Origin of the sequence: Micromonospora sp. D75, assembly GCF_018070405.1 — a bacterium.
Taxonomy (GTDB): Bacteria; Actinomycetota; Actinomycetes; order Mycobacteriales; family Micromonosporaceae; genus Micromonospora; species Micromonospora chalcea.
The window spans coordinates 1-11227 of the sequence record NZ_JAGPXV010000129.1 but is presented as its reverse complement, the minus strand read 5'-3'; the positions used below and the strand labels follow the sequence as shown (position 1 = coordinate 11227).

The 11227-nt window shown below is 71.9% G+C and carries 9 protein-coding genes; 3 read left to right on the top strand and 6 right to left on the bottom strand.

Annotated elements, in window-relative coordinates; all coding sequences use genetic code 11:
- Positions 1–9: 9 nt before the first annotated feature.
- The 3 genes from KBX39_RS10840 to KBX39_RS10830 all read right to left on the bottom strand — a co-directional run bounded on the left by KBX39_RS10840 (position 10) and on the right by KBX39_RS10830 (position 2948).
- Positions 10–903 (bottom strand): ABC transporter ATP-binding protein, encoded by an 894-nt coding sequence (locus KBX39_RS10840; protein WP_210870307.1) that lies wholly within the window; start codon positions 901–903, stop codon positions 10–12.
- An 81-nt stretch (positions 904–984) separates the two neighbouring features.
- Positions 985–1662 (bottom strand): response regulator transcription factor, encoded by a 678-nt coding sequence (locus KBX39_RS10835; protein WP_104115898.1) that lies wholly within the window; start codon positions 1660–1662, stop codon positions 985–987.
- Positions 1659–2948: a sensor histidine kinase gene (locus KBX39_RS10830; RefSeq protein WP_043324994.1), complete on the bottom strand. Its 1290-nt coding sequence runs from the start codon at positions 2946–2948 to the stop codon at positions 1659–1661. Before KBX39_RS10830 ends, KBX39_RS10835 begins: the two co-directional genes overlap by 4 nt.
- A gap of 87 nt (positions 2949–3035) precedes the next feature.
- Between KBX39_RS10830 and KBX39_RS10825 the strand changes: the two genes are divergently transcribed.
- The gene (locus KBX39_RS10825; RefSeq protein WP_043324993.1) at positions 3036–3596 is read left to right on the top strand and encodes a GNAT family N-acetyltransferase; all 561 of its coding nucleotides are present in this window, start codon (positions 3036–3038) and stop codon (positions 3594–3596) included.
- A gap of 62 nt (positions 3597–3658) precedes the next feature.
- Here KBX39_RS10825 and KBX39_RS10820 read toward each other — a convergent pair whose 3' ends face one another.
- Positions 3659–4600 carry a permease prefix domain 1-containing protein gene (locus tag KBX39_RS10820; RefSeq protein ID WP_043324992.1) on the bottom strand — a complete coding sequence of 314 codons (942 nt, stop codon included), beginning with the start codon at positions 4598–4600 and terminating at the stop codon, positions 3659–3661.
- Positions 4597–4938, bottom strand: coding sequence for a PadR family transcriptional regulator (locus KBX39_RS10815; protein ID WP_043324991.1), 342 nt, complete (start codon positions 4936–4938; stop codon positions 4597–4599). Before KBX39_RS10815 ends, KBX39_RS10820 begins: the two co-directional genes overlap by 4 nt.
- Before the next feature lie 184 nt (positions 4939–5122).
- On the opposite strand from KBX39_RS10815, the gene dnaE reads away from it, so the two are divergent.
- Entirely contained in the window at positions 5123–8656 is a 3534-nt protein-coding gene (dnaE, locus tag KBX39_RS10810) for a DNA polymerase III subunit alpha (protein WP_064448535.1), read from the top strand.
- A gap of 24 nt (positions 8657–8680) precedes the next feature.
- On the opposite strand, the gene KBX39_RS10805 is transcribed toward dnaE, so the two are convergent.
- Positions 8681–10231: an N-acetylmuramoyl-L-alanine amidase gene (locus tag KBX39_RS10805; RefSeq protein ID WP_210870305.1), complete on the bottom strand. Its 1551-nt coding sequence runs from the start codon at positions 10229–10231 to the stop codon at positions 8681–8683.
- 154 nt (positions 10232–10385) lie between these two features.
- Between KBX39_RS10805 and KBX39_RS10800 the strand changes: the two genes are divergently transcribed.
- A partial coding sequence (locus KBX39_RS10800; protein WP_247660067.1) for a hypothetical protein occupies positions 10386–11227 on the top strand: 842 nt, incomplete at its 3' end.

Below are 11227 nucleotides of genomic sequence, written 5' to 3'. Positions count from 1 at the left end.
GGAACGTGTTCACTGGTTGACCTCTCGGAAGATCTCGGCGAGGGACGGGGTGACCGGGCCGAACGCGCGTACCGGGCCGCGTTCCAGCGCCGCGCGCAGCACCGCCTGGTCGTCTGCGGGCGGGTCCACCTCGAACACGGCGCGCGCGCCGTCGAGGTCGACCAGCCGCACGCCGGGCTGGTCCCGCAGCCAGCCGGCGTCGCCGTCCACCACGAGCGAGAACCGGGGCAACGTGTACGCGGCGCGCAGCTCCTCGCGGGCGCCGGCGGCCCGGATCGTCCCGCCGGCGATGAGCACCAGGTCGTCGCAGAGCCGCTCCACCACGTCGAGCTGGTGGCTGGAGAACAGCACCGGCGCTCCGGCGGCGGCACGCTCCCGCAGCACCGCGACCACCATGTCGACGGCGAGCGGGTCGAGCCCGGAGAACGGCTCGTCCAGGATCAGCACCTCCGGGTCGTGCACCAGCGCGGCGGCGATCTGCGCGCGCTGCTGGTTGCCCAGCGACAGCGTCTCCAGCAGGTCGTCGGCCCGCTCGCCGAGACCGACCCGCTCCAGCAGCGCGTCGGTGCGCCGGCGCGCCCCGGCGGCGTCCAGCCCGTACAGGCGGCCGAGGTGGACCACCTGCTCGCGGGGCGTCATCTTCGGGTAGAGGCCGCGTTCCTCGGGCATGTAGCCGAACCGGGCCCGGTCCTCCCGGGTGAGCCGGTGTCCCCGCCAGGTGACCTGCCCGGCGTCCGAAGCGAGCACGCCGAGGATGATGCGCATGGTGGTGGTCTTGCCGGCGCCGTTGCCGCCGACGAACCCGGTCATGCGCCCGGCGGTCATGTCGAAGCAGACGTCTTTGAGCACCTGACGGCCGCCGAAGCTGCGGTCGACGCCGTCGAGGCGGAGCACGCTGGTCATGATCCCGACGCTACGGCCGGCGCCCGCACCCGTCGTCCCACCGCGGAACGATCACGTGGTCCGTCCTGCGACGGACCGGCGTCATCCGCCGGGCCGGACCACCCCGTGCTCGTACGCGAACACCACCGCCTGCACCCGGTCGCGCAGCCCCAGCTTGGCCAGGACGCGGCTGACGTGGGTCTTCACCGTCGCCTCGCCGACGCGCAGCACGTCCGCGATCTCGGCGTTGCTGGCGCCGCTCGCGACCAGCTCCAGCACCTCCCGCTCGCGCGGGGTCAGGTCCGCCGTCGCCGCGTCGTGCCGGGGGTCCGGCGGCGCCCCGCCGGGCCGGGCGAACGTGGAGATCACCCGCCGGGTCAGCGCCGGCGCGATCAGCCCTTCGCCGCGCGCCACCACCCGCACCGCCTCGACCAGGTCCTCCGGGGTGCCGTTCTTCAGCAGGAAGCCGCTCGCCCCGGCGCGCAGCGCCGCGAACAGATAATCGTCCCGGTCGAACGTGGTGAGGATCAGCACCGCCGGGCCGCCCGGCGTCGAGTCGGCGGTGATCCGGCGCGTGGCCTCCAGCCCGTCGAGCACCGGCATCTCCACGTCCATCAGCACCACGTCCGGCCGCAGCGCGGACGCCATCGACACGGCGCGCTGCCCGTCGGCAGCCTCGCCGACCACCTCGATGTCGTCCTCGACCTCCAGGATGACCCGGAAACCGGTCCGGACCAGGTGCTGGTCGTCGACGAGCAGCACCCGTACCGGCGCGTTCACGCCGCCCGCCCGGCGGCCTCGACCGGCAGCGGCATGCGGGCCCGGACCCGGAACCCGCCGCCGGGGCGCGGCCCGGCCTCCACCTCACCGCCGTGGGCGGCGACCCGCTCCCGCATGCCGATCAGGCCGAGCCCGGTCCCGGCCGCCGGCGCGCCGCCCTGCCCGTCGTCGCTCACGTCGATCTCCAACTCCCTCGCCAGATAGCGGATCCGCACGTCCAGCGTGGTGGCGTGGGCGTGCTTGACCACGTTCGTCACCGCCTCCTGGACGATCCGGTACGCCGCCTGCGACACCGAGCGCGGCAGCGGCACCGGCTCCCCGTACACCCCGAGGTCGGCCCGTAGCCCGGTCTCCCGGGCCCGGTCGACGAGCGCGCGGACCTGGTCGATGCCGGCGGTGTCCTCCGGCGCGGTGACCGCGCCGGCCGCGGCGTCCGGGTCGCGCAGCACGCCGAGCATCCGGCGCAGCTCGTCGACGGAGGTGCGGGCCGTCTGCTCGATGGCGGCCAGCGCGGTACGCGCCTTGTCCCGGTCCCGGTCGAACACGCGCCGGCACGCGGCGGCCTGCACGCCCATCACCGACACGTGGTGGGCGACCACGTCGTGCAGTTCGCGGGCGATGCGGACCCGCTCGCCCATCACCGCGCGCTCGCGCGCCTCCGCCTGGGAGCGGCGCAGCTGCTCGGCCTGTTCGCGTAGCTCGTGCCGGCGGCGCGCGGCCACCCAGGCGGTCTGCCCGGAGTAGTAGGCGAAGCCGAAGAACAGCACGTTGTAGAGCACACCGTTCACCACTGCGGCGAGCACCGGCGGCACCGGGCCGGCGGCGTCGGCGAAGGAGGCAGCGGAGATCTGGTCGGCCCGCAACGCGAGGGACAGCCAGAGCCAGGCGAACATCGCGACGATGATGCCGGCCCGCAGCCGCCCGGCCAGCCGCCGGTCGGTGCCCCACGCGCCGAGCGTGAACAGGGCGGCGAACAGCGCGCCCGACGGGATCTGGGCCAGCGGGACCGCCCGCGCCTGCCCGGCGACGAAGGCGACGGCCACGATCACCGCGACGGTGGCGGGCCAGCGCCGCCGTACGGCCAGCGGGGCGGTCACCGCGACGGTCCACCAGACCTGCTCGGCGACGCTCGGCGGCGGCCCGAGCAGGAACGCCCCGGTGCTGTACGCCAGGGTCAGCTCGAACAGGGCCAGCACGGTGACCGCGAGCCCGACCCAGAGGTCGGCGCGGAACTGCGCCGCCGTGGGAGCCGGCCGGCGCCAGGCGGTGGTGGGTGCGGTGCTCACCGTACGACCATGCCACCGACCGGGCCGTCGCGGTGGCCGGGGCGTAATCGGGTGGGCCGGACGACAGTGCCGACGTAGCCTGCCGGGGTGTTCGTGCCTGATCTGCCGTTGCGTACCGAGCGTCTGCTGCTGCGCGCCTTCACCGCCGCGGACGTGACCGTGCTCCGGGACTACCGGGGCCGCCCGGAGGTCACCCGCTACCTCTACCACGAGCCGTACGACGACGGCGCCGCCCGGGCCGCGATCGAGCGGCTGGTCCGGCGGACCGCGCTGCGCGCGCCCGGCGACGTGCTCAACCTCGCCGTGACGGTCGCGGACACCGGCGAGTTCGTCGGCGACGTGCTGCTGAGCTGGACCAGCGGGGAGCACCGGCAGGGCGAGATCGGGTACGTGGCGCATCCCGCGCACACCGGCCGCGGGTACGTCACCGAGGCGGCCCGGGAACTGCTGCGGATCGGCTTCGACGGGCTGGGCCTGCACCGGATCGTCGGCCGGCTGGACGCCCGCAACACCGCCTCGGCCCGGTTGCTGGAGCGGCTCGGCATGCGCCGGGAGGCGCACCTGCGGGAGAACGAGTTCGTCAAGGGGGAGTGGACCGACGAGGTGGTCTACGCGCTGCTGGCCCGGGAGTGGCGGGCGGCGGCCTGACTGTCCGCGTACCCGGAAGGGCCCGGCGCGCCCTCGACGGGGCGTGCCGGGCCGGGCGTGGGTCAGGCGGCGCGGCCGGCCTTGACCGCGCTGTCGATCACGTCCCAGATCGCGACCAGCACGACCACCGCGCCCGCCACCCGGGCGAACTCGACGGTGCCGCCGTCGCGCAGCCAGGCGAACCGCTCGACCAGCTCCGGGTTGAGCAGCCGGTCGGTGGCGAGCAGCCAGAGCACCGGGGCGGCGAAGGCGACGTTGAGCACCGCGTTGACCGCCACCAGGGGCCAGGTCCACCGGCCGGACCGGTACTTGGCGATCTCCAGGCCGACGGTGGCCAGCAGCACCACGATCAGGGCCGGCAGCCAGAAGCTCCAGAGCGCCGGGTCGAGCGCCGGCAGCCGGGTGCCGTCGTCGGTGGTCCAGCGCTGGAAGTGCTGGCCGATCAGGAGGCCGATGGTGGCGAGCAGGAACACCACCGAGGCGATGCTGTCGGAGTGGTTGATCTGCCGTTCCCGGGTCTCCTCGGGGAGCTGGTCGACGGTCCACTCGGGCAGGCCGAGCGGGGTGCGGGTGCGTTCCAGCACGGCGAACACCAGCGTGACCCAGAACGCGATCTGCACCGCGGTCTGCATGGCGGCCACGATCGCCGCGCCGATCGCCGCGCCCGGCTCGCCGTCGACGAGCGCCTTCGTGACGCCGGAGAGCACGCCGACGATCGCCGGGATCCAGGTGAGCAGCAGTCGCAGCAGCCGCCACCAGGTCAGGTAGTAGCGCGGGCCGATGAGTTGCAGCGTGCGGTCGCTGTAGCGGGCCGCGAGCTTCTCCGGGTGGCCCAGCTCGGTGAGCACCTCGCGTTCGGCGGAGGCGTGGTCCTGCCCGCCCGCGGTCCGGTCGTCGATCATGTCGGCGATGGAGCCGCGCAGTTCCTCGGCGAGTTCCAGGCGGCGCTGCGCGGGCACGGCCCGCATGGTGGCGGCGACGTAACGGTCGGTCAGGGAACTCATCGTTCCGCTCCTTCGATCAGGTCGGTGACGGACGTCCGCACCGCGGTCATGTCGTCGAGCAGGCGGTTCAGGACGGACTCGCCGTCGTCGCTGGTCCGGTAGAACTTGCGCGGCCGGCTCTCCTCGGTGTTCCACTCGCTGGTCAGCAGGCCCTGGTCCTCTAGCCGGCGCAGCAGCGGGTAGAGCGTGTTGGCGTCGACCGCGAAGCCGTGCGCGGCCAGCCGTTGCAGCAGGGCGTATCCGTAGTCGGGGCGGCGCAGGGCGACCAGGCTGGCCACCACGACAGTGCCGCGCCGTAGCTCCTGGAGGTGGGTCCGGAGGACCTCTTCGCTGACCATGCTCAACACGATAGTGTGTGCCACACACCATTGCAATAGAGAAGAACATCGCGTGCCGCACACCGGCCGGCCGGAGAGACCCGGGCCACGCCCGGCGCGGACGGTGGAGCCCGCGAGATCACCTCGGTAGGGTGGGTCGGTCGACTCCGACGCAGCTTGATCCACAACCCGGGGGGCGCCACGCATGGGCGATTCGTTCGCGCATCTGCACGTACACACCGAGTACTCGATGCTCGACGGGGCGGCCCGGCTCAAGGACCTCTTCGCCGAGGCGGCGCGGCTCGGCATGCCGGCGGTGGCGATCACCGACCACGGCAACATGCACGGCGCGAACGACTTCTACAAGCAGGCCATGGACGCCGGGGTCAAGCCCATCCTCGGCGTCGAGGCGTACGTCGCGCCGGAGTCGCGCTTCCACAAGGCGCGGGTCAAGTGGGGGCGCCCCGAGCAGAAGAGCGACGACGTCTCCGGTAACGGCGCGATCACCCACATGACCATGTGGGCGGCCAACCGCGACGGCCTGCACAACCTGTTCAAGCTCAACTCCCGCGCCTCCATGGAGGGCCACTACGTGAAGTGGCCCCGGATGGACATGGAGCTGATCGCCGAGCACGCCCAGGGCATCATGGCCACCACCGGCTGCCCGTCCGGCGCGGTGCAGACCCGGCTGCGGCTGGGCCAGTTCGACGAGGCGCTCAAGGTCGCCGCCGCCTATCAGGACATCTTCGGCAAGGACAACTACTTCCTGGAGATCATGGACCACGGCCTCGACATCGAGCGCCGCGTCCGCGACGGGCTCACCGAGATCGCCCGCAAGCTCGACATCCCGCCGGTGGTCACGAACGACTCGCACTACACCCACGAGGCGCAGGCCGAGGCGCACGACGTGCTGCTCTGCGTACAGACCGGCAGCAACGTGGCCGACCCCAACCGGTTCCGGTTCGAGGGCGGCGGCTACTTCGTCAAGTCCGCCGACCAGATGCGCGCCGTCGACTCCTCCGAGCTGTGGCAGCAGGGCTGCCGCAACACGCTGCTGGTGGCCGAGAAGGTCGACCCGGCCGGCATGTTCACGTTCCACAACCTGATGCCGCGCTTCCCGATCCCCGAGGGCGAGACCGAGGAGTCCTGGTTCCGCAAGGAGACCTTCGCCGGGCTGAAGCGCCGCTTCCCCAACGGCATCCCCGAGGGCCACGTCGTCCAGGCCGAGTACGAGCTGGGCGTCATCATCCAGATGGGCTTCCCGTCGTACTTCCTCGTGGTCGCCGACTTCATCCAGTGGGCCAAGAGCCAGGGCATCGCGGTCGGCCCCGGGCGTGGCTCGGCGGCCGGCTCGCTCGTGGCGTACGCGCTCGGCATCACCGACCTCGACCCGATCCCGCACGGCCTGATCTTCGAGCGGTTCCTCAACCCCGAGCGCGTCTCCATGCCCGATGTCGACATCGACTTCGACGAGCGCCGGCGCGGTGAGGTCATCAAGTACGTGACCGACAAGTGGGGCGAGGACAAGGTCGCGCAGATCGCCACGTTCGGCACGATCAAGGCGAAGGCCGCGATCAAGGACTCGGCCCGGGTGCTCGGCTACCCGTACGCGGTCGGCGACCGGATCACCAAGGCCATGCCCCCGGCGGTGATGGGCAAGGACATCCCGCTGTCCGGCATCTTCGACCCGAAGCACCCCCGCTACGCCGAGGCGGGCGAGATCCGTGGCCTCTACGAGTCCGACCCGGACGTCAAGAAGGTCATCGAGACCGCCAAGGGCATCGAGGGCCTGATCCGGCAGACAGGTGTGCACGCCGCCGGCGTCATCATGTCCGCCGAGCCGATCATCGAGCACATCCCGCTCATGCGGCGCGACTCCGACGGCGTCATCATCACGCAGTTCGACTACCCGACCTGCGAGTCGCTCGGGCTGCTGAAGATGGACTTCCTCGGCCTGCGCAACCTGACGATCATCGACGACGCGGTGAAGAACATCCAGCTCAACCACGGCCGGGAGCTGGACCTGCTCGGCCTGCCGCTGGACGACAAGCCGGCGTACGAGCTGCTGGCCCGCGGCGACACGCTCGGCGTGTTCCAGCTCGACGGCGGGCCGATGCGCTCGCTGCTGCGGCTGATGAAACCGGACAACTTCGAGGACATCTCCGCCGTCCTGGCGCTCTACCGGCCCGGCCCGATGGGCGTGGACTCGCACACCAACTACGCGCTGCGCAAGAACGGCCTCCAGGAGATCACCCCGATCCACCCGGAGCTGGAGGAGCCGCTGCGCGAGATCCTCGCGCCCACCTACGGCCTGATCGTCTACCAGGAGCAGGTGCAGCGCGCCGCGCAGATCCTCGCCGGCTACACGCTCGGCCAGGCCGACCTGCTGCGCCGGGCGATGGGCAAGAAGAAGAAGGAGATCCTCGACAAGGAGTTCATCCCGTTCCGGGACGGCTGCCGCGAGCGCGGCTACTCCGACGAGGCCATCCAGGCCGTGTGGGACGTGCTGGTCCCGTTCGCCGGCTACGCCTTCAACAAGGCCCACTCCGCCGCGTACGGCCTGGTCTCCTACTGGACCGCGTACCTCAAGGCGCACTACCCGGCCGAGTACATGGCCGCCCTGCTCACCTCCGTCGGTGACGACAAGGACAAGATGGCGATGTACCTGTCCGAGTGCCGCCGGATGCGCATCCAGGTGCTGCCGCCGGACGTCAACACCTCGGCCGGGCCGTTCACCCCGGTCGGCGAGGAGATCCGCTTCGGTCTCGGCGCGGTACGCAACGTCGGCGCGAACGTGGTCGCCTCGATCATGCGGTGCCGCGAGGAGAAGGGCGACTACGCCGACTTCTACGACTTCCTGTCCAAGGTCGACGCCGTGGTCTGCAACAAGAAGACAATCGAATCGCTGATCAAGGCCGGGGCGTTCGACGCGCTCGGCCACCCGCGCAAGGGCCTGCTCGCAGTGCACGCCGACGCCATCGACGCGTACGCCGACGTCAAGCGCAAGGAGGCGGTCGGCCAGTACGACCTGTTCGGCGCGGGCTTCGGCGAGTCCGAGACCGGCGGCACCACCACTGTCATGCCGGTCATCGGCGAGGGGGAGTGGGACAAGCGCGACAAGCTCGCGTTCGAGCGCGAGATGCTCGGCCTGTACGTCTCCGACCACCCGCTGTTCGGCCTGGAACACGTGCTCGGCGCGGCGGCGGACACCACCATCGCCGCGCTGTCGGAGGAGGGCACGGTGCCCGACGGCGCGGTGGTCACCCTGGCCGGCATCCTCTCCGGCGTGCAGCGCCGGGTCACCAAGCAGGGCCGGGCCTGGGCGTCGGCCACCCTCGAAGACCTCGCCGGCGGCGTGGAGACGCTGTTCTTCCCGAACACGTACGAGGTGATCGGCCAGTACATCGCCGAGGACGCGATCGTGGTGGTCAAGGGCCGGGTCGACCGGCGCGACGACACCCCGCGCATCATGGCGATGGACATGTCCATGCCGGACGTCACCAGCAACCCGGCGAACAAGCCGGTCACGCTCACCATCCCGGTGCACCGCTGCACGCCGCCGCTGGTGGAACGGCTCAAGGAGACGCTCGTGCTGCATCCCGGCGACACCGAGGTGCACGTCAAGCTGCTCAACGGCGGCAAGGTCACCACGCTGCGCCTCGGCCCGTTCCGGGTCGCGCCGACCACTGCGTTGATGGGTGACCTGAAGAGCGTGCTCGGCCCGGCCAACGTGAGCTGACCGGGCCGAGCGGGGACGTGCCGGCTAGACGCGGGTGACGCGGATGGCGTCGGCGATCACGTACCCGGTGCTGCCGGACCACCTGCTGACACCGACCTTGTCGGCGTCACCGGCGGCCAGGGTGAAGGTGCCCAGTGACCGCCACGCACCGCCGTTGGCGCTCTGGTTCACCGCTACCGTCTGGTTGCCGCTCGTCGTCGCGACGATGTACGGCGTGGAGGTGTTGTAGCCGGCGACGGCCGGATACCAGACCTCAACCCGGTAGGTGGCCGTCGCCGGGATGTTCACCTTGTACCAGGCGGTGTCGCTGGCCGCGACGGGGTTGGCGTACCGGTAGTCGGCGCCGTAGCGCTGCGCCGAGTACGTCGAGGTGCCCCAGTTGGCGCTCGCGGTGAACCGGCCGGCGGTGGTGTTGTCCACGATCGTCGACCAGGCAGTCGGCGGGGGAGTGGTGCCGCCGGTGACGAGCTGCATGTAGTAGGTCCAGTTCCAGTTCGACCCCGGGTCGGTGTGCGTGGCGCCCGGCACCTGGTTGTGCCCGATGATGTTGGTGCGGGTCTTCGGGATGCCGTACTTGTCGCACAGGAAGCGGGTCAGCGCCGCCGACGACCGGTACATCGCGTCGGTGTACCAGGAGGCGTTGTCGACGTACCCCTCGTGCTCGATGCCGATCGACTGGGTGTTGTAGGTCCAGTTGCCGGCGTGCCAGGCGATGTCCTTGTCCCGCACCATCTGGGTCACCGCGCCGTCGGAGGAGCGGAGCAGGTAGTGCGCGCTGGTGCCGGCGGCGGCGTTCTGGAACCAGCTGATCGAGCCGGCGTAGCTGCCCTGCATGGTGTGGATGACGATGTAGTTGATCGGGTACGCCGACTCGCGGCTGGAGACCGTGTAGTTGGACGAGTTGGCCGGCACCCATGCGGCCGGGCCGTAGTCGGTGCTCAGGGTGCCGAAGTCGCCGGTGCCCAGTGGCGCCACGGCGGCGTACCGGCCCCGCTGCGGCGCGACCGGACGGCCGTCCACGCTGACCTCGCCGCCGGCCGTGGTCGCGATGAAGCCCCGGGCGAGCAGGTCGTACACGGCGTCGGCGTACAGCCGGGCGGTGGCCGCGTCCGTCGAGCCGCCGTAGCGGGCGATCGGGACGTACCACTGGTTGACGTCGTCGCGCTGCGCCGCGGTCAGCCCGGCCTCGTCGGCGTAGGAGCGCAGCACGGCCGCCGCGCCGGCCACGTTCGCCGCGTCCCGGGTACGCAGCTCGGCCCGGTCCAGCCGGGTCCGGCGTGCGGCCTCGTCCAGCGTCCGTACCTTCGGGTTGCTGGTCAGGTGCATCACGCCGTATCCGCCGGAGGCGCTGGGCTGCCCGCCGTGACCGTCCAGGCGGGTCTCGGCGTCCCCGAGCGCGGCGAGCAGGTCGCGCGGCACGTCGGAGCCGGCGGCGGCCCGGTCGAAGGCCGCGGCGAGCGGCTGAGCGCCGTGCGCAGGCGCGGCGTGGGCCGGCAGGCCGGTCAGGCCGATCATGAGGATCACGGCGCCGCCGAGCAGGTGGCTCACCCGGCGCGAGGGTCTCCGAACTGTCACGTCACTCCTCGTCGACTGCATGGGGCGACTGGCTCCCGTCGCCGGTTCGCCGCACCTTATAGCGTGACGTTCGTCTATGTCGATACCTTGCGTCGAAGGGCAGTTTGCTGAAGACTTCCTTCAGATGCGGAGCTGTCCCCGTACCGTCGCGGTCTTGCCCGCCGCGCCGCGGCCGGGCAGCATCGTGCGGATGCCGCCCACCGACCTGCTGCTCGTCCGTGACCTGGTGCCCGACTTCCTGGCCTGCGCCGAACGGTCCGGCCCGCCGTGGACCTCCCGCTACCTGGCCGGGCACCCGGACGTGGTCCGGGCGCTGCGCCGCGACGGCGGCTGGTCCGACGCAGCCGGCGTGGCCGCCGCCCTGGACGGGCTCCGCGACCGCGCCACCGAGCTGGCGGCACGAGCCGAGACGGTACGCGCGCTGCTGCCCGGCGGCGTCGCGGCGGTGGCCGACGCGCTGGGCTGGTCCGGCGACGGCGGGCCGGTCGAGTGCGTGGTGCTGGTCGGGCGCAACCAGGCCAACGGCTGGGCCGGTGAGCTGAACGGCAGGTACGCGCTCTTCCTCGCCGTGGAACAGCTCGGCCCGCCCGAGGATCTCGACCTGCTGGTACGGCACGAGGCCGCGCACGTGGTGCACGACCGCGGCGCCGCGATCCGCGACTGGCCCGAGTACGGGGTGGCGAACGCCCTGTTCACCGAAGGGCTCGCCACCCAGGTGACGGCGGAGCTGGACCCCGGGCGGCCGGACGAGGAGTACCTCTGGTTCGGCCGGCCCGGCCACCGGCAGTGGCTCGACGAGTGCCGCCGCCGGTGGCCGGAGATCCTGCGCCGGGTCCGCGCCGACCTCGACGCCACCGACGTCGAGCACCACGCCCCGTACTTCCTGATGCGGGACTCGCCGCTGGCCGGCGGCCTGCCCAAGCGGTGCGGCTACCTGGTCGGCCTGACCGCGGTACGACACCTGCGCCGCCACCACTCCCTGCGAGACCTGGTCAC

Bases quoted from the DNA above. Each gene is read 5' to 3' on its own strand.
- KBX39_RS10840 (WP_210870307.1), bottom strand. From the start codon at position 903: ATGACCAGCGTGCTCCGCCTCGACGGCGTCGACCGCAGCTTCGGCGGC.
- KBX39_RS10820 (WP_043324992.1), bottom strand. From the start codon at position 4,600: ATGAGTTCCCTGACCGACCGTTACGTCGCCGCCACCATGCGGGCCGTG.
- KBX39_RS10815 (WP_043324991.1), bottom strand. From the start codon at position 4,938: ATGGTCAGCGAAGAGGTCCTCCGGACCCACCTCCAGGAGCTACGGCGC.
- dnaE (WP_064448535.1), top strand. From the start codon at position 5,123: ATGGGCGATTCGTTCGCGCATCTGCACGTACACACCGAGTACTCGATG.